15 protein-coding genes are annotated in these 18482 nt (G+C 48.2%); 7 read left to right on the forward strand and 8 right to left on the reverse strand.

The features are described from left to right. Positions 1-212: 212 nt before the first annotated feature. From FDK21_RS18000 to FDK21_RS18020, 5 genes are all read right to left on the reverse strand, one after another. On the reverse strand, positions 213-2834 hold the full coding sequence (locus tag FDK21_RS18000) for an AAA family ATPase (RefSeq protein ID WP_138150329.1): 2622 nt from the start codon (positions 2832-2834) through the stop codon (positions 213-215). Positions 2835-3216: 382 nt separating this feature from the next. Next, entirely contained in the window at positions 3217-4008 is a 792-nt protein-coding gene (locus FDK21_RS18005) for an endonuclease (RefSeq protein ID WP_138150330.1), read from the reverse strand. Then, complete coding sequence (locus FDK21_RS18010; RefSeq protein ID WP_138150331.1) at positions 4001-5332, reverse strand: DNA cytosine methyltransferase; 1332 nt, start codon at positions 5330-5332, stop codon at positions 4001-4003. Before FDK21_RS18010 ends, FDK21_RS18005 begins: the two co-directional genes overlap by 8 nt. A 551-nt stretch (positions 5333-5883) precedes the next feature. After that, positions 5884-9474, reverse strand: coding sequence for a tetratricopeptide repeat protein (locus tag FDK21_RS18015; RefSeq protein WP_171022145.1), 3591 nt, complete (start codon positions 9472-9474; stop codon positions 5884-5886). A gap of 55 nt (positions 9475-9529) precedes the next feature. Then, on the reverse strand, positions 9530-9919 hold the full coding sequence (locus FDK21_RS18020; protein WP_138150333.1) for a hypothetical protein: 390 nt from the start codon (positions 9917-9919) through the stop codon (positions 9530-9532). Positions 9920-10108: 189 nt separating this feature from the next. Here FDK21_RS18020 and FDK21_RS18025 point away from each other — a divergent pair, with 189 nt between their 5' ends. Continuing rightward, on the forward strand, positions 10109-10510 hold the full coding sequence (locus FDK21_RS18025) for a hypothetical protein (RefSeq protein WP_138150334.1): 402 nt from the start codon (positions 10109-10111) through the stop codon (positions 10508-10510). Positions 10511-10561: 51 nt separating this feature from the next. On the opposite strand, the gene FDK21_RS20690 is transcribed toward FDK21_RS18025, so the two are convergent. From FDK21_RS20690 to FDK21_RS18035, 3 genes are all read right to left on the reverse strand, one after another. Continuing rightward, a complete protein-coding gene (locus FDK21_RS20690) occupies positions 10562-10711 on the reverse strand; it encodes a hypothetical protein (protein WP_171022146.1) in 150 nt (49 codons plus the stop codon). Then, entirely contained in the window at positions 10708-11307 is a 600-nt protein-coding gene (locus tag FDK21_RS18030) for a recombinase family protein (RefSeq protein ID WP_138150335.1), read from the reverse strand. The genes FDK21_RS20690 and FDK21_RS18030 overlap by 4 nt, the downstream gene beginning before the upstream one ends. 495 nt (positions 11308-11802) lie before the next feature. Next, positions 11803-12573 carry a hypothetical protein gene (locus FDK21_RS18035; protein ID WP_138150336.1) on the reverse strand — a complete coding sequence of 257 codons (771 nt, stop codon included), beginning with the start codon at positions 12571-12573 and terminating at the stop codon, positions 11803-11805. 239 nt (positions 12574-12812) lie between these two features. Here FDK21_RS18035 and FDK21_RS18040 point away from each other — a divergent pair, with 239 nt between their 5' ends. From FDK21_RS18040 to FDK21_RS18065, 6 genes are all read left to right on the forward strand, one after another. Then, the gene (locus FDK21_RS18040) at positions 12813-13835 is read left to right on the forward strand and encodes a hypothetical protein (RefSeq protein WP_138150337.1); all 1023 of its coding nucleotides are present in this window, start codon (positions 12813-12815) and stop codon (positions 13833-13835) included. Between the two features lie 15 nt (positions 13836-13850). Then, positions 13851-15131: a hypothetical protein gene (locus FDK21_RS18045; RefSeq protein ID WP_138150338.1), complete on the forward strand. Its 1281-nt coding sequence runs from the start codon at positions 13851-13853 to the stop codon at positions 15129-15131. Positions 15132-15235: 104 nt separating this feature from the next. Then, on the forward strand, positions 15236-17173 hold the full coding sequence (locus FDK21_RS18050) for a type IV secretory system conjugative DNA transfer family protein (RefSeq protein WP_138150339.1): 1938 nt from the start codon (positions 15236-15238) through the stop codon (positions 17171-17173). 20 nt (positions 17174-17193) lie between these two features. Next, entirely contained in the window at positions 17194-17664 is a 471-nt protein-coding gene (locus FDK21_RS18055) for a hypothetical protein (protein ID WP_138150340.1), read from the forward strand. 69 nt (positions 17665-17733) lie between these two features. Further along, a complete protein-coding gene (locus FDK21_RS18060) occupies positions 17734-17979 on the forward strand; it encodes a hypothetical protein (RefSeq protein WP_138150341.1) in 246 nt (81 codons plus the stop codon). Positions 17980-18054: 75 nt separating this feature from the next. Next, complete coding sequence (locus FDK21_RS18065; protein ID WP_138150342.1) at positions 18055-18363, forward strand: hypothetical protein; 309 nt, start codon at positions 18055-18057, stop codon at positions 18361-18363. Positions 18364-18482: the final 119 nt, after the last annotated feature.

Below are 18482 nucleotides of genomic sequence, written 5' to 3' on the forward strand. Positions count from 1 at the left end.
GCGGATGGTGCGGGCGCAAGGCACTGAGCCACGGTCCGTGTCTATTTTCCTTGCGGGGAGAAAGAGGCAAAGCCACTTGGCTTCCCCGATAAACTAAAGCGCCGCGACGCGGCACTAATCATGCATCAGGGATCGAAGCCGGAACGGTCAAGACCGCAAACGTGGGCTTGGCTCGCAAGAGCCCGCCCGGATGTCCATGAACTGGTTATCTTCTATTTTATTTTGCGCTGTCGATCTGTGACTGCAGCCAACCATTTTTCCAACGCTTCTATTTCCGAAGTAATGGCGTCAGGAGTTGGAGCAACAGGATTCATTGCATCAGACGTTTTGTGAAGCATTTTCGAGCATTGTCCGTAATGCGTTCGCATCGTTTCTGCATCTTTTTGTTGGATGGCAGAAAGCTTCGCAAAACCCTTTGTATCGACTTTGCTTGAGAAGGTGCGCAATACGGGAGAAACAGCATCTTCCACTGCCGTTTCCCAGGCTTGACGAAGGCTATCGATCAGTCCGCGGGCTGTGATAAGCCAAGTCGTTCCATCCGGGTCTTGTTCATATTGTATGCGCGTATTGTCAAGGTGGGTACGAATTGTTTTCAGACGTGTGGTCGCATCTTGAGCTTTTTCCGGCGGCTCGTTTCGACAGTGACCCGGGGTGTCCTGCCTCTTTTGGATGTGGCGCAAAGCGACTTCCGTTTTTTGAGCTGGATCATCGACCTGAGCGCAGGCATTGCGAAGCAGAAACAAGAAAGGAAGGTCGTGCGTGAAAACGATCACTTGACGATTGCGTCCCTCTTCTGCGAGTCGCTTAGCTATGGCTTCACGGTGCAAGTGATCGAGAGACGAGACCGGATCGTCGAAAATAATTCCAGAGTGGCTGTTGTTGGTCGCAAGTTCGGCCATGAAGCCTGCCAAAGCAACGCAGCGATACTCGCCTTCGCTCAATACGTCGCCTGCATTGCGCGACGAACTTTGGATTAAGCTGATTTTAAACCGAGAAACGCCGTGTTTTGAACCCGCTTGCGTTAGTTCAATAGCTAGACCAGCAAGATTCAGATGATCAATTTCTTGGGCAAAACGCCCTCGCAAACGATCCGTGATCAAAGCCTGCGAAAGGCTGGTATTTTTCGAGGTTATGCTGGCTGGTTTGGTGTCTTTAAGAGCAGATTTTAGTTTTGTTTTTGCCTTTAAACGGCCGATTTCTGCGATAGCATCGGCTTTGACCCCGGCAAGCCATTGCCTGTCTTTCAGCTCTTGAAGTTCTGCACGTAGCGCCTTGCGCTCATCACTATCTTCCTCAGCCAAGAGAGCCGTAATCCGGGATTGAAGTGAGGTAATGACATCCTCCAACCCGGTATCTTCGAGTGGTGGTACATCAACTTGCGCATCAGCATTCGAACGCAGAATGCAGCGTAACCGCCATTGCGCCTTAAGCAAAAATGCCCGAACTGCTGCTGCCAAATCTTCATTTCCGAGTTCATCTGCCAGGAATAAGCGCTCTTCTAGAAGCAATTTCGATGGAAGCACCTTTCCAATCAGATCTTTTCTGAAATCTTCAAGCGCAATGCGGGCTGCTGTTTCCTCTTGCTGCGTACGGTCTTGAACAAAGCCTTCAAATCTGCGCAATCGACTCGCGGCATCAGGAGTCAATTCCTGATGACACAGGACACACCTCGCATCTTTTTCGGTATTGGGAAAATCATGTTCGGGATAGGCTTCTTCAGTGGAGTAAGCACGGGCAGCTTTCCAAAGTGTATGCCATGTGGCTGAACCAACGCCAGAAAGCGGCTCGTCTTTGGAAAGATCTTGAGCAGCTAGTTTCGCCGCTTCGCCTTTGATAGCCAGATCCTCGGCAAGTTTCGTAAGCTGCACCGCGTTCTCGGAGGAGCTGGCCTTGGACAAGTTTTCTAGTTTCGTACGCAAGCCATCCAATCGCAGCTTGTGAGCACGAAGACGTTTTACCGTTACGGCAGGGTCTTGAGTGAAATCCGCCGTCAATTCGGCGAGACGAGCTATCTCTTCATTTGAGAGCGTAGCAAGCTTGTTTACATCGTCTTCCTTCGTGTTCTCGTTTAAGGAGACCATTAACGCGTTCACTTTGGTTCCCAGTGCGGAGCTAGGTTCCGAAATACTTTTAGGTGTTTGCTGTTCGATCGTGGAAATTTCGTCGTCGATCTTTTCCTTTACCGACTTGCATGCATTGACGAGCCTCTCAAGCAGCTTCATCGGATACGGCGTGTAAGCTAGATCGTTAGTTTCTTCGACATGAACATTAGCTGTCCGAGAATCGAAGACGCTAATTTCCGACAGTAAGTCGTCTGTCGCAGAGCCGTTTTGCCAGGTGGTTTTTTGAACCTGTGCACCAGCATTGTATTCCAACCCTGCTCGCATTGGGCCCGGTTGTTGATTATAGATGTTGGGAAGTAGCGCCTCTTCTTTTCCGCGCGTTGTCCGTGCACGACATGCTCGCTTTAGAATACGCACGTATCCGGATTTTCCCGCGCCATTATCGCCATAGATAATTGTCATGCCTTTCGGCAGGAAGGTTAGTTTTTGTCCCTCAGCAAGCGCGTTCACATTTTGGACATTGTGAATATTTTTCAGAGCGACAGTTGGTGCCCCTTTATGCTGAGCATTAATATGTCCCTGTACCAGAGGATCGCTCTTTTCCGAGCTGTCCTTACATAGGGCGGTAAGACCGTCGATATCGGCTTCCGAAAGCTCACCTTGTGTGACTAACCGCCTGAGAGCATCGCGCTGCCATGATGGCCGATCCTGAGACCATATCAAAATTTCGCGCAATGCTTCTGCTTCTGTGGTGATTTGTATTTTGGACATCGCTCAGTCGAGTAGCATTATAGGAAGGTATTTTGAATTTCGCTTATTTGATAAGATTTTAGACTACTATCCTAAGTTTATGCAATGATAATTATGCTATTTTTGGTATGTTCGAAAAGACAAGGTTTTTGAAGCCGTGCTGTGTAGGCTTATAACGTATAAGTCCGGGCAAATGTGAGCGACTTGCTTCGGGTTATTTTTGCCGAAGACAATAGGTATTGCTTTGAAAATGTCATGGATGAAATTGGTTTTTCAGGCGATTTACGAAAATTTGGCTACATATCCCACGATCATTTCCTGACGGTTTGGGAAATCTTGCGATGCCTTTTGTTCGTTGGCCCAGACAAATATGCAGACTGAGCAACTGACGGCTCTTTGCTTTTTAATCTCGATAATCGCGAATTGCCTCTTGGTTGATTTTTCTCGCGGGAACTAGCTTGTAGTGCCGCTCTTCAACAACTTTGACCTCATCGTCTTGCAGCGCTAATTCGAACAAAGCGACAACGCTATCATCCATGAATTGAGCAGCAATTGCACGACAGCGCATGCCAGAAAATTTCTCTTCAACGAAACGAATATCCTGCGTTGTTTGCACTATTCCGATCTGATCTTTACCGCCTTTGGCTTGAACAGGAATGACATAGTGACAGCCTCGTTTATCGATACCGACATAAAGCTCATCGATTTCGATCTGTCCAATTCCCTTAACGGTCGTGCGTAAATGGTTTTGAAGGCTATACGTCGTAAGACTGAGAAAAGTATCGATCAAGCGATTGTAACGAACAATAGCAAGCAATGCCTGCTCGTCATCAAGAGCGTAAGCTCTTATCAGTTCGGGCGTTGCATCTGGAATATCGATCCGCGCTAGATCTTCCCGCGGCAAGATTCTATTGATCTTGACTAGGCGAAACTTGTAAATCGCACGTCCGGCCAATTCGATGACCCATTCCATACCATCGGACTGGGTAGCAATGATTTTTTCAGGAAGCGCCGCGCGAAAACGGAAAGAGTAAAGAACATCACCAAGGTTCTTCGGGAGTATTATGCCCAATTTTTCCGCCGCATCTTCTATATCTGTTCGTGCAAATTCAAGCTCTGTCGCGCCTTCTTGATACCGGTCAAAGAAGATTTTCTCTATCAGAGAGCTGTATCGATTTACTGGTGCCTTAGCCATGTGCCACCTGCCCAGCTATACGTTCTTCCTCAATTTCTATCTGTTTCCGCTTTTTATTTCCGCTCTTTTTATCGCGACGACTCGGAGGTGTGTCCACGTCAAAGTAGCGAGCAGCATTGGAAAGATCCATCGATAAGAGCTTTGCGTCTCCAAGATCGATGCTTTCAAGCGGCTTAGATGGAGCAGCGCCGAGTGCTTTCATGACTTCAGCCGCAACAGCGCGCGCCATAGGGGGGGGTACTGAATTTCCGATTTGCCGCGCTCCATGCCATTTGGTGATATTGAACCTAAACCAATCAGGAAAGCCATGAAGGCGAGCCATCTCACGGACTGTTATGCAGCGATCAAAACGGTAGTGGATCGGTCTTGGACTGGTAAAAGCGCCTCGCGCGCCATCAGTACCCGCTCTTAAAGTGTTTGAAACGCCTGTTGGCGAAAGCTTATAGAACCTGCTGATTGGCTCAACGTTGCCAGGCTCAGTATCAGCAAAGCGTCGGCGAGAAATATCAGTGTGTTCTGTTCTAGCACTTGACGTGAGAACTGTCGCATCCCATCTGCGCACATAGCCGAAATGCCAAGAATCATTCGACAGTCCGCGAAGCTCGGCAGCGTACTTTGAAGGCCGCCCAAATTTGCTGGTTTTTACTGTGTCTGAACCCAAAAGTGACTTAAAGCGATCCGCATCAGGAAGATCGTCAAGGGCATCTTCGCATGTGGGACCGTTTTCCAGTCCATCAATATGATTTTTTCTAGCGCTGAGATTGGTCTGCGCCGTTGGGTAGTCAGGTAGTGTTTCTCCTTTGCGGCACCCGAAAAGGATCAAACGTTCTCGAAATTGTGGAGTACCAAAGTTTCCAGCGTTCAGGACTTGCCAAGGCAATCGCACGTCATAGCCAACATCATCGAACGCCTCTACCAACTCTTTCAAAAAACTCTTATGCCTACCAAGTGTAAGGCCTTTAACGTTCTCAAAAACGAATGTGCGCGCTCTAAGTTCAGCGACTATACGCACGAATTCGAGTACCAGCTTGTTTCTGGGATCGTCGAGCACTCTTTGCCCAATAAGCGAAAAGCCTTGGCACGGGGCGCCGCCAAAAACGCAATCGACTTCTTTGCCGCCAATTCCTGCGGCAATGCGGATTTCTTTAGCGCTTAAGCCAGTGACCGAGCGAGGAATGATTGCAGTTCTTGGAAAATTGAATTTATGCACCGCACAATGGACAGGATCGATCTCAACAGCAGCGACTACATCAAAGCCCGCTTGCTCGAACCCCAAGCTTAAACCGCCAGCTCCGGCAAAAAGATCAATTCCAATCGGTCGCATTCAGACTCCTAGCCTCGTTTGTTATTATTGATTCCACAGGTGATTTTAACGTGATGCGCAGGAAAAGTCGATCGGCTAAGAAAAACCATCCACAATGGTTGTTCTTTAAGCTAAAATCCAAAATTCTGTCTTCAAATTTTCGGCTCTGCTGGTTCGATTATTCCATGTATTAATAAGACTTTTGATTTTCATATGAACTGTTGATCAGTATTCCAATCGATATGAGGCTCCAAGGGGAGCATGAATGATTTCTTGGACGGTGATGAAACGTCCGTACGTTTCGCTGACGTTTGAAAGGCTCAATGTCTTGAGAGCGTCAATGGTCGGGAGGGATGCAACGGGAGGCGCGCAGCGGGCCTCCCTTGCCAAGATGTATTGTCGGCAGACAATACACATCTTGCATACCGCTCTTTAGGGCACATCTTGCATACCGCCCTTTAGGGCACATCTTGCATACCGTGTGAACCTCTGGTGAACACACGACTTGCAATCTGTGGCTTTTGCCGCACGCAAATGGTCTGCAACATATGCAGAAGCTAATATAACTTGGATTACTGCCTTGTTTGAAGGTTTCTTTTTATATTGGAAATTGCTTCATTTAGCGTTTGGGTAGTGGCCACTTTATTGGAATCGGAGTTAACGCGATCAAGAAGCTGCTCAAGTTCTTCAATGGCGGCCTTAGGTTCCTTGTTTGCACTAATCAGACTAATCGCTTCTGATGTTCTGGGAGGGTTAAAATCATTCACATACAGCTTTGCGAGTTCAAAGGACGCATGTTCTTTGCCAGCGTTTACCGCTCTCTCAAACCAAGATTCAGCAATTTTAGGCTGTTTATAAATGCCGGGGCCACCCTGTGCATAGAGCCTACCAAGAGTAAGCCACCAGTCTGAATTGTTGTCGTCAATAGACTTCTTTTCAAACTTGGCAATCCAACTTGGATAAAGATCCTGAAATATTGCAGCGAACTGTGCGGGTGGATCAATATCAAATTGAATATCTCCAGCGTTATAGCCTTCATAAACCGCTTCAAATAAACCATTTAACACATAAGTGGCATCAACGCCCCTGTTGCAAATCAAATCGACGGGCATTTCATAGAGAACATTAGCTAGTTCGTATTTAAATCTGTTCGAAGGCTTGGGACTGCTATTAATAGCTAGCCGCAAATATCTATTTGCTTCTTCACAATCCCCTTTTTCGTAGTGATGAAAAACTAGGGTGAAACTCGCTTCCCACACCCCTGCCTGAGACATGGCCTTCATTTTTTCATGTAGTTCAGTCTCTGTATAGTCAAAACACCAATAGTAAGCAGCACCAGTCCCGCATGGATGTTCTTCATCTCTGAAAACTGTAGATGCGCCCGCCATTAACGATAGGTAGTACCAAGGATTATTGCTGAAAATTTCAGATAACTCATTGGTATTTTTTTCTTCAATGTATTTCTCGAGAGTGATCTGGGAAAGTAGCTTAATTTCATTGTTTTTATAGTATAGCGTATTCCACTCAGCGAGTTTTCTAAGTTCCCACACCCCAGTTTTGGGAAGCGCTTTTTTGAAAAGCTCGAATGCCTTTGCATCGGCATCTACATTCGTTGGAACTCCGCGCTTCTTTGCATACATTTGTGCAAGCTCAAATTGCGCATATCCATTACCCTGATTGCTGGCTTTTTGAAACCAATCAGCTGCGAGGCGATCATTTTCAGGACCTTCAGGTACAACCCGACCTCTTTTATACATCAAACCAAGTTGATATTGAGCCCTTTGGTGTCCTTGTTCTGCGGCCTGACGATACCAGTCTACAGCCTTATCGAAATCAACACTTTTGCCAATCCAACCTAATCGGTGAGCTTGCCCGAGGTAAAACTGAGCGTAGCTGTCTCCAGAAGCAGCCGCCTTTTCAAACCTGCGTTCAGCCTCAGTAAAATTTTTTGGGACTCCATGCCCATAGGCATATAAGTATCCAATTGCTGCTGTAGCTGCCTCATCGCCTGCTTTTTCAGCGTCAGTAAAGTATTGCAGTGCTTTGCCGTAATCTCGCCGAAACAATACATCTTTTGTATACAGCCAACCTAGGTTGGTCTTTGCGATAGAACTACCAAGCCTTGATGCCTGTACATAATAGCTGTGCGCTTGAACAAGGCTCTTCTCGACACCACGCCCATGTTCGTAAAGGACACCCAATCCGTTAATTGCTGCAGGGTAATCTTGCTCCGCAGATTTGGTTAGCCACTTAAGCGCTTTAGCATCGATATCGTCCCCTTCTGGAACTCCTTGATTGTATAGGTACATTTCTCCCAATTGATACTGGGCTTGCGCACTTGTCTCCGCAGCGTCTTTATACCACTTAAAAGCTGTTTCCTTGTTCTGCTCGCTCTTTGGTGCACCTAAATTGGATATGTACATGTAACCAAGATTGATTTTGGCAAGATTGTTTCCTGCCAAAGCTGCCTCTTCGTAAAGCCTCAGTGCTTCTTCATAATTTCTTTCAACACCGCGACCTTGTCGATACAGCCAGGCGAGATCGATTTTTGCAGACACATGGCCTTGCGATACAGCGAGGTTTAATAATCTAAAAGCTTCCTCGTCAGCGTTCTTGTCGTCACCAACGCGGTCTTTCATGTACATCCAACCTAGACTGTACTGACCTCTGGCGTTTCCTAAGTTCGCGGTTTCTCTAAAGAGCCTGACCGCTTCTCGTTCATTTTTCGCATTGATTTCCACCCCACGATTTTGGGCATACATAACCCCCAAATTGTTTTTCGCGTCTAAGTTCCCCTTTTCAGCGGCTTGCTCGAATAATTTGAATGCTTCTGTGTCGCTTTCATCACTTTTAGCAAAGCCAATTCCTTCTTTGTACATCACACCAAGAAGGTTTTGAGACTTTGCGTTTCCGTTGACTTCAATAGCGGAGTTCAAATTTGAAATGGCATCTCGGATTGCTTTTTGCTTAGTACCCATTTTGGCCGGGCAAGAATAGTCCTTGAGATATCTGGCTAATATCCACTTCGCTATCAGGTAACCGCTATCCTCAGCTCTGCTTGCATAAGAGAAACCCGCGCATTTCGGAGCAATATTTTTATGATCCAAGATCAAGATGGCAAGTGGTATTGCCGAACGAACAATACCCTGATTCATCGCGGCGACGAGTTGGGTATGTGCCTTTGAAACATCTTTGCCTATTGAAAGGCCGTGCATGAGCATGAGGCCATAGAAATATCGTGCTTCTGCATCTCCTTCTTCAGCGCGGGAAATCATGTCATGGCGATTACTAATTTCATTGAAATCTGCTTCGAGTTCTGAACCTGATCCAGTTCGATAGTCGGAGAATGCGAGTTCCAATTCAGCAGTTGGGTTCCCTTCATGGCTCGCTTGTAACAGAGCCGATACTCGATCATCTTCTCGACCTGCCTTTTCGTGGTCAAGTGCTATTTTGAAAGTGTCAGAACCGGGAGGTGTATCAGTGGCAATGTCGTTTTTGATTTCTGCTTGATGGAAATTCTTCGTCGGGACGTTATCGTATGTTGCGTAAAAATACGCAGATAATGTAACTGATATAAGCAATGCTGCTGCTACAATTCCATACCACCGTATTGGAATATGATTGTGGCCATTCCTGTCGTCATCCTCAGGATCTTCCAATCGGTTATTTGTCCCCTGATTATAAGTCTTTTTACTTAATCCAATTACATCTTCTTCAGTTAGCGGAACTGGTGCACCAAAACGCTCACTGAACGGGCTGCCAAGGACTTTTTGATCAATATCTGTTGCTGCTTTGCGCATCTCGCCGTTCGAGGAAATGTGGGCAAAATAGTAGGCAGCGAGTGCGATTTCCTTATGTGATCTGGTCCCGCCAAAGGTCCATACATTTAGAAGTTTAGCTTGGATGTCCTCCTGAACCCATTCAATCACTTCGTGTAACTTGCCTACACGAAAATGAGCATTTATCTGCGTCAGGAATTCTTTCCAGACTAGTGGTACAACTCTATTATTAGACATGCCAAATGCCTCTACAAGCGAAGGCTGAAGGGTGTCTTTAATCGCCCATGAAAGGTCTGGTGCATCGGGTTGTAGTCCTGTTTTAATCAGTTTCGAAAACTGATTAAAGGCTTGCTTGGACGGGGTGCAAATATGGGGTCCGCTCATGGAATCTCTCAATCCGATCATTTGAGAGAAGATTAGTTGTGTTTATTGGAAAATGCTACTCTTGGACAAGTTCTTGAGATTGCTGTGTTGATAACGGGTTCTCAGCGTTTTCGAAATCTGAACGCACAACTTTTCCTGTTTCTGCGTCGCGGGTCAAATCGCCTTTTGGTTCATCAAAACGATACCATGCTTCATGAATAACAGTGCCTGTTTTGGGGCAGATGACCTCAATAGCAGGGCCATCAATGCAATGCATCATGCCTCTGAACCAGCGTTCTCTGCCAGTGGGGTTTCCTGTCTCGACATCATAGGTCGTCACTGCTGGTAGTCCGCGTCCTCGATGAAGAAGTCCATCTTCATTTTTCCAGATTTCTTTTTTTGTTTGATCGGAGTGTAGGTCTACTTCAGTCTCCACAAATGCTTTTTCGATATATGTCTTGCTCATTCTTTCATTGTATCGAATATATCAAAAAAACTCAACAAAACAGTGATTTACGTAACTATATCAGTTCGATATCAGGCTTGTATCAGTCCCATATCTGTTTTTTTGTTCCGTTTTTGAGGCCAAGCTTTCCCTGTCGACCAAGCCCGGGGTTAACCCAGGAGAGCTCTCCGCAGTGTCACGGAGCAAACTATGGCACAGCTTCCTACGACCTTCCCAACGGAAGGATCTGGATTTATCGAAATGCATGACGTGAGGGTCTATAACAATAAGCGCAACGCAGAAGCAGTTGGGTGCCTTTTATACGATTTGGGTTTGTCCCGTCGTAGCATCATTGATGAACTGCAATCTCGCCTGGACTATTTCGTTTATGCGGGGGGAACCATTGTCGATATGATGGGGAAAGAAATCGTCATCCATGAAGACTATCTTGAAGAGGTTTTCGGCGATGACCCAGGCTACAAATGGCTGTCTGATTTCCCGAGGAAGTGCAAGTTGCACGGCCTAAAGCAAGCGCCATCAAAGGATCTCCAAAAGCGTTTGCAACGCCTACATGTAGCTCTCAAAGCACCAGAAGTTAAATTGGACTTCTAAGAAAGCAATAGGCGGCATCCTGGATTTTGGGGTGCCGCCATTTTAATGGATTTAGTCCCTATTTATGTCCTCAATAATCAGCTTGTTCGCGAAGGGCTCGATATTCTGCCGCAACGCCCGAACTTGGTTTTCGATAAGTGCTAGCTCGGTCATGATATCGATCAGGTGATCTACTACAATATCTTTATCATCGCGGTTCATGCTGTTGCTCCCACTCTGCGTATGGCTCTGTCTAGTGTCATCCGGGAGACGCCAAGACGCTTGGCGACGTCCTCGCGCCTGCGCCCTGTTTTGGTGATGGTATGGGCCGCGTCTATCGCTTGTTTTTCGGACAGACGGCGAGGACGGCCTAAGCGTGTGCCGCGCCTGCGGGCGGCATGCAGTCCAGCAGCGGTATTCTCCGCGATGATCTGGCGTTGAAACTCAGCAACTGCACTGAACAGATGGAAGGTCAATTGCCCTGCGGGAGTGGCGGTGTTGATGCCTTCTGATAATGAGCTGAAATGAATACCCTCTCTCTGGAACCGCACCAGTAGATCGGAGAGGTGGAGGACGGAACGTCCGAGGCGGTCGAGTTTATAGACCACCACCATATCATCCCGTTTTAGCGCTGCGAGCATGTCGTCTAGGCCGGGGCGTTTGGCTTTTGCTCCTGATATGCCGTGATCTTTGAAAATTCGTATGCAGCCAGCGGAATTGAGGCAATCGATTTGAAGGTCGAGCTTTTGTTCCGGTGTTGAGACACGGGCATAGCCCATGAGCCGTCCGTGACATTTTAGCTCCGGCATGAAACTCATGGCACAACTCCCTTTTCAAAAACGATCCTTTTTGAACTGGGGAATCCTGGTGCGCTCCGGCGGGGCTTGGATTTTGTAAATCCAGCAATTCCGCCACTTTTCTGTTTTGCATAATTCATGTTTCAGCTGTATTATTTCTTTAACAAATTCCATCACTTATGAGAAAGTCGAGCTTGGCACGAGTTGTCGCTACTACCGCAATGTCTTTGGCCTTTTGCATGCCTGCATATGCGGGTTTTACGGCTAAGGAATTGCTGGGATGGAAAGACGAGAACATATCTTCCTACATTCAAACTGTGCTCATGACGGCAAACACGATTGCTAGCCAGAACGACATAAAGCAATCAGATTGCATCGGGAGCTGGTTTGATTCAGATCGGGAAGGAAATGTGCGCTATATAAGGGAGGTTATGGGGAAGAACTCTGATCATCACCCAATGTCGATTATTATCGCGGTTGCTGAACGGAAATGTGGTTCTTTCAAGTACACCAAGTCTAAAAATTAAGACCCTCTGCCTTTGGTGCGACTGCGATTGATTGAGATGGGCTGGATTGCGAGGGCTCCCGATTCTCATCATATCGTTCTTCGATTTGAGAGACGCGACCTTTCAATTCATCCGTCCGGTCGCCAATGGTCTCTTGCTCCTTCTTGTGGGATTGAAGTTGGTTCTGGGATAGCGGATTGTCGCGGTTTTCAAGATCGTCTCGGATCTCACCGAGGCGCAAGCTGTTTTGGTCATTTTCATCGCGGATTTCTTGCAAGCGATCTCGGTCTATTAGCAATGCGCGATATTCGTTGTAGGTTGGGCGGTCTGTCCAATCAATCCCAGCAACATGGACCGGATCTACGGGCTTGTCGTCGCTGGTGTAAACTTTGCCGTCCTCATGCATGAACACCTTACGGCCATCCGGCAAAGTCACGGCTTTGTCGAGCGTCTGATCAATCCTCTCATTGACCTTATCCATAAGGAGGTCAATGCGATCTCCAAGGTCTGTGATGGCGTTTTGTGCGTCCCTATTACCATCTAAGACCAGATTATACATCTGAGCATATTCAGCGCTGAGCAAAGCCAATTCTAAAGGATCTAACCCCTTCTTGGCTTTACGGTCGCCATTGACCGCTTCGTGCGCTTCGGGGCTAAGAAAACGAAGATCGCGGCCCACATCCGTGCCACGCAGCGCATTGTTGTGATCGTCGTAATCAACCTGTCGGTCACGCTCTTTCTGTGCTTTCGCGATGATAGTAAATTCGTCCGTATAGCCCACCAAAACCCCAAAGAAATCAATAAATCTATCTATAATTCAATTCCTTAGAGTATACCAGATTTCGGCCCGTTCAGTCAAAAATAATACCCGCATGAGTGGATCGGTGTGCGCTGAAACACTCTTGTGGTGTTTAGTTAGCCCGAGTTGCGCCCAGTTCTGCCCCATAGGATCTGACGAAAACCTGCATACCGGAAAAACTATTCGGTGAAGATTTTTTCGACAGAGACAGGGGAATGACCATGTCAAAAGACAAGTTTTGGGGCAACAGCACACCTATGGATGTAGGGACGATGTTGAAGAGCTTCATTCTGGAGCAGCTCACTCTCTATGTGACGACGGCGCTTCAAATTAGAGATGATGATACCGCCAAATCCTATTTGATGAAGAATGTCGAGGCCGCGTTTTATGCCGCCTATATGGGAAGCCTGACTTGGCTCAAGAGTAAAATCACGAGAAAGGAAGAGCAATATCAGTTTGCTAAAACTGAGCTTTCTGATGTGAAAGCAAAACTGCGCGAAACGAGCGAGAAAACACCATCCTGGCGTGGCAATCGCGATAAAGACGATGCCGATATGGTTGAGGCTGAGTTTTGTGAATGGCAAAGCCGCCATAAGGTCGAAGTGTTCATTCTGGGTGCGGCCACGTCAATGGCGGTGGTGGCCTCCTTTATCACGGCCTACACCAATCTGATTGGGAGCGGTGTTGTTGTTTTTCTGGACAATCCGTTGTTGCCAGCCTCTATGGCCGCTCTGGCACCCTTGTGCGGTTTTGCGATCAAGTCAATCCACGGCTTCCTCAGAAATGGCTGGCAGACAAGAGTTTACATCTTTTCACTCGTATCAGCGATGCTTGTCTCCGTTTGCCTCTGGATTTTGCTTTATGCCAATTCCTATCATGGCCTTAGTTCCAGCGTTACTGGGGGTGGCATACTTGATGAAACCTCTTGGTGGGATCAAGTTCGCGATACGGTGTTTATCATCGTCTCGCTTAGCACAGAAATCCTGATCGGTGCTGTGTTTGCCTTGCGTCTTACTATTATCGCAGGTCGCTATTCCCCTGACTATTTCCACACCAATCAAGACTATGTCGATCTCAAGAAACGCGAAAGCGCCCTTGAGAAGCGCCTGCCCAAACTCGAAGACGAGTTGGATGAGTTTCTCGCTGAACAAGGCAAACTTGAGGCTGAACTTGCAGGCTATATCAACACCGCCTTGCTGATGTTTGAAGGCCGTCGCGGTCAACCATCCCCATCCATTCTTTAATCAAGGAGAGACGTTATGAAACGCTCAACATTCGCACTTGCACTTTTTGCAGTCACCACTCTTTCTACCCCTTCTATTGCTCGGGACATGGTGTTTGGCTTCTCATCCCAACAAAGCCCGGATGTTTTGAAGGCACAGGCTGAACAGGCGATCACTCATATGCTGGACAAACTTGAGCCCGGTGAGACAGCGCGCTTCTTTGATGCAAGCAAAGGCAAGCTGATGGCTACTTTCAAAGCTCCAACTGGTAAGCATGCCAATAACACGCGTGTGTTCTTGAATGCTAATGCCAAGGGTTTGGCTGGCCTTAAACAGTTCCTCAAAGGTGCTGAGGCCGTTCCGGGGCGCGTTGGCGGGATTGATATGCCCGCTTTGTTTGCAACCTTGCGTCAGAATTACCAAACAGAAGAAGGGGCTGATTTGATCCTTTTGGGGTCACAGATCCAGGATGATCCGAAATCGCCTTCATTGTCTATGGTGGGTGGTCGTGTTCCCAATGACGGTCACATTGCTGCTGGTGTTGGGGAAAGCTCCTATGGCACTGCCGGGCTTTCCGGTTCCTTGAAAGGCTATGATGTCTATATCGGAACCCTTACAGATGATTGGGCTGTGTCCAATGCGCATCGCTATCATGTAAAACGCTTCTGGTCTTTGAGCGTTGAGGCACATGGTGGTTCGCTTGCCTATTTCGGCAATGATCTGGCGACCTTGTTTGAAAAGGCCGGAACAGATGCGCCGGATGTGAAACACAGCCAACCACTGGTCGCGACGGACAAGTTGGAAATGATCCAGTTTGGTCGCGATACAGGAAAGGTCGCAGAGATTTACGACGCGCGTTCGATGCCCGAACCTGCTCCTGAGCCAGTCTGGCGTGGTGCGGTTAATCCTCGTATTGGTATTAGCTGGAATGCTCCCAATGCTGACTTGGATCTGTTTGTTCGCCCCACTCCATCCTCGCCTGTAATCTTCTTTGGGCAGGCAACCGAGGAAGGTCAGCTTTACAAGGACTTCCGCAACAGCCCCGTCAATGGCTTTGAGACTGTGGCTTTGAACGGCACGTTTGATCTCAGCGATACAATGCTGGCGATCAATATTTATAGCGGTCAGGTGCCTGCTGGTGGTGTCTCTGGCGAAATTCGCATTGCCATCGGTGATCAGGTTTGGGCCAAACCCTTCAAGATTGCCGAGACAAGGGGAAACAAAGGCAAAGGTGCAGAAACTGTAATGCGTGACGGTCAAGTGCCAAATAAGGCCTGGGTTATTATCAAGCCGGAGGATGTTTTGACCGGAGAATAGCCCAAGCCCGGCCCGGTCTTCGCCCTCACAGATCGCAGGAAAACTCCAATCTCAAAAGGCGCTTCGCATCACGCGGAGCGCCTTTTTTGCGAAAGGAAGCGATTGTGTCAAATCAACCTCCCTCTGAGCGCCCAAGTTTGATTGGGTCAACCATTCTGTCCGCTGGCTTTGCCTATGGGGCTTATTATTTCTGGCCGGGATCTTACTCTCCCGATTGGATGAAACTCCTTGCGGGGACTTTGGTTGTTGGCTCTGTTGTTCATGCGATGAAGGCTTTTGGCGTTGGCTGGAATGGCTTTCGCAACTTTGCCCGATATTTGAGAGCCATCAGTCCAGGTTCCTCTCATGGTACGTCTGCCTTTTTGACGGAAAAAGAGGCACGGCATGCCGGGCTTCACATTCGAACATGGGGCAGTCGCTTTGCCGGAGTGATTGGCAAGACTGTTATATGGCTCATAACAGAAACCCATATGCTGATCATCGGGCCTGCAGGTAGCTCTAAGAGCACGGCGGCTTTTGCCAATATGCTCGTGAGCAACGACGAAAGCTGCATTGTCGTTGATATCAAGCGGGAATTTTTCGAAACCACCGCAGACTTGCGAGCCAAGAAGTTCGGGCATCGCATTGTCGTTCTTGATCCCATGGGCACTGAAACCGATTGTCTGAACCCCCTCGATTATATCTTTGAGTTCTTCAAGATTGGCTCACCTGCAGCCTTGTCACTGGCACGCGGCTTGGTGCTTCAACTCTATCCTGAACCACCTCAAGAAGGTGCCAACAAGTTCTTTCGTGATGGCACCCGTCTGATGATTGTCACGCTTGAGCTGGCGGTGGTCGCAACATGCCCCGCTGAGCACCGCAATCTAACCACTGTTTATCGAGCACTGACCAATGCGGGCTTTCTCAATGAGCTTTTGATGCAGGCCGGACGTTGCACAGAATTCAAGGGCGAGATTGCCCAAATGGCTGATGACCTGCACCGGATGGCTTTTGGGGAAGATGGCGCAGCCAAGACATTTGAGCAATTCCGCATCGGGTCTATGCAAGCTTTGGAAGCTTTTGGGCCGGGAAATTATTTGGCGCATATCACATCCAAGACCACCATCTCTTTTGCTGATCTCAAGACCGAGAAGATCACCGCCTATCTGACCGTTGATTTTGCCATTAGAGAGGTGTTGGGCAAATGGGCTGGCCTCATGCTCTGGATTGCTACTGACCAACTGGTGCGCGCCAACAACAATGTCCCAGTGATCATCTATCATGATGAATGTGCCAACTCGCCACTCTATTCGCTTCCGACCATATTGACGCTCCTCAGATCCTATGGGGTCAAATGGGTGGGCGGAACGCAAGATTTGGAGGACTTGAAACGGGTCTATGGACCCGCCGCCTATGAGACCATCTTGTCCGAGACAGATATCAAGGTCTTCTTGGGCGGTATCCGGTCGCAGACCACTCTGGAGTTCATTAGCAAGTATCTTGGCGACATCACCACGGGCAGTGTTAGCTATGCCTTCCAAGATGATGATGTGAAGGAAAGCCTAAGCCATACAGGCAGGCCTTTGCAAAAGCCTGATGAGATCCGCCGTTTGCGCAAAGACGCTCAATTGATCTTTTATGGCAACTTAAAGCCAATTGTATCGCGCAAGGTACAGGTCTTCTCGGTGTCACCCTGGCGTATGGAATTGTCGCCAAACAGCATGTATGGCGGCAAACGTTACCTGAAACCTGTCGAAGTCATCATCAAAGGCAAGAAAGCCAAGGTAACACGCCGTGGTCGCTTCCCCGTGATGGACGTCAAGCGTTGGCCTCTGATCGCGGAATACATCATCTCCCGCTTGCCGCTCTCTATAGCGATTGTGACTTCCGCCCTGATTGCGACCGGGTTTGCCCTGGGAACGCCCCACTTGCGGCTGCAATACAGCTTTACTGGGAGTTACTCAAGGCCGGGTCCGATGTCTGATTGTCACTATATCGGCCTTGAGCAGTTCACTCTGGATGGTCCTGATTGCCCATTCGTTGTGTTCCGAAAATTGAGATAGCCAAACCCAAGGAGAGCAAGATGGACGATCCAAGAGAAACCCGCCTGATCCCAACCCGCGATGGCGTTGCCCGTGTTCCGCGCAGCCAACAAGGCACTCCGCTCAAAGACTACTTCCAGAATGCGGAGCTGCCGGACAATCTGGAACAAGCCCAAGTGTTCCAGTCTGCCAATGGCCCTGTCGTGGCAACGCCTGATCCAGTGCCATGGCAAGAGGTTCATGACAAGGAGGCGCAAGGTTATGCGGATAAAATCAAAAATCAGATTGATGAAAAAGGTTATTATAGCAAAACGCTTTCGGCTTATGCGGATCGACTTTCAGATCAAACTGGTTATCCGAAGGATGAAATGAAGGCGATGATTGCCTCAAAGTTCAACGAGGCCTTTGAGAAAGACCCGTTTGACTATCTCCAACAGGTGCGTGCTGAACAGGGTCTCCCTACTCGTGAGCGTGACAACACCCCTTCACGCGACCACGACCCTGAAATGTGATCGCCCTACTACATCACCCATCCGCTTCATGCGGGTGGGTGTTTCTCTTGTCAAGGAGCCTGAAACCTCATGGCAGACACCGAGCCTGACATTGTCACCCGCAATGAACTGGATCAGTTGATTGCTGATCGGGACAATGATCCCACCGTTCCTGAATACAACTACCCGAAGCCATCTTGGATTGAGGATTCTGATGATTCAGATCGTGCATGGATGCGCATGCGAGAGCGGCGCATCAATCATCTGGAAAAACGTCTCGATAGTGCTTCCCGCACTATGCGCCATGGCTTTGAAAATGAACCAGAAATTGAATGAAGTTTGCAGCCCTGCTGCTAAATCCGGTAAACTGCAAATATGTTTGATTATTTGGTTGAAAGGGAACGGGAAGAGATGTTTCGAACCTCTGTTCGGAACTTGGAATTCCCCGATGGTGTAACCCGGAAGATAGAAACCTACCGCCTTGTCTGGCGCTGGTATGACTGGGCACTGGATTATGAATTTGCCCCCTCGCAGGAATGGCTTCTGAATACTGTCCTGCGATGCGCCGACCATGAGGGCATCCCCGTTGATGACGCCCTTGGCACAGTGCTTGATTACGTCATCCATCGCGACGAGTATCTTCACGGCATGGACTATACCTATGACAATCTCGAACTCCTTGTCGCCAAACAGGCGATGGAGCGGTATCGGAGTAGGTAATCACCCGGTTGGCACCGCCTTTCCGAACTCGGTCTTCTGATTTAAGACACGTCAATAATGACGTCCTTATTGACGTGTCTTAGCGAGGATTTTGATGCGCGGCGAGATATTGGGTCCAG

The sequence above is a fragment of the Cohaesibacter sp. CAU 1516 genome, assembly GCF_005771485.1.
Lineage (GTDB): Bacteria > Pseudomonadota > Alphaproteobacteria > Rhizobiales > Cohaesibacteraceae > Cohaesibacter > Cohaesibacter intestini.

Excerpts from the sequence above, each read along its gene's own strand:
- FDK21_RS18000 (WP_138150329.1), bottom strand. The coding sequence starts at position 2,834 with ATGTCCAAAATACAAATCACCACAGAAGCAGAAGCATTGCGCGAAATT.
- FDK21_RS18005 (WP_138150330.1), bottom strand. The coding sequence starts at position 4,008 with ATGGCTAAGGCACCAGTAAATCGATACAGCTCTCTGATAGAGAAAATC.
- FDK21_RS18010 (WP_138150331.1), bottom strand. The coding sequence starts at position 5,332 with ATGCGACCGATTGGAATTGATCTTTTTGCCGGAGCTGGCGGTTTAAGC.
- FDK21_RS18015 (WP_171022145.1), bottom strand. The coding sequence starts at position 9,474 with ATGAGCGGACCCCATATTTGCACCCCGTCCAAGCAAGCCTTTAATCAG.
- FDK21_RS18020 (WP_138150333.1), bottom strand. The coding sequence starts at position 9,919 with ATGAGCAAGACATATATCGAAAAAGCATTTGTGGAGACTGAAGTAGAC.
- FDK21_RS18025 (WP_138150334.1), top strand. The coding sequence starts at position 10,109 with ATGGCACAGCTTCCTACGACCTTCCCAACGGAAGGATCTGGATTTATC.
- FDK21_RS20690 (WP_171022146.1), bottom strand. The coding sequence starts at position 10,711 with ATGAACCGCGATGATAAAGATATTGTAGTAGATCACCTGATCGATATC.
- FDK21_RS18030 (WP_138150335.1), bottom strand. The coding sequence starts at position 11,307 with ATGAGTTTCATGCCGGAGCTAAAATGTCACGGACGGCTCATGGGCTAT.
- FDK21_RS18040 (WP_138150337.1), top strand. The coding sequence starts at position 12,813 with ATGTCAAAAGACAAGTTTTGGGGCAACAGCACACCTATGGATGTAGGG.
- FDK21_RS18045 (WP_138150338.1), top strand. The coding sequence starts at position 13,851 with ATGAAACGCTCAACATTCGCACTTGCACTTTTTGCAGTCACCACTCTT.
- FDK21_RS18055 (WP_138150340.1), top strand. The coding sequence starts at position 17,194 with ATGGACGATCCAAGAGAAACCCGCCTGATCCCAACCCGCGATGGCGTT.
- FDK21_RS18060 (WP_138150341.1), top strand. The coding sequence starts at position 17,734 with ATGGCAGACACCGAGCCTGACATTGTCACCCGCAATGAACTGGATCAG.
- FDK21_RS18065 (WP_138150342.1), top strand. The coding sequence starts at position 18,055 with ATGTTTCGAACCTCTGTTCGGAACTTGGAATTCCCCGATGGTGTAACC.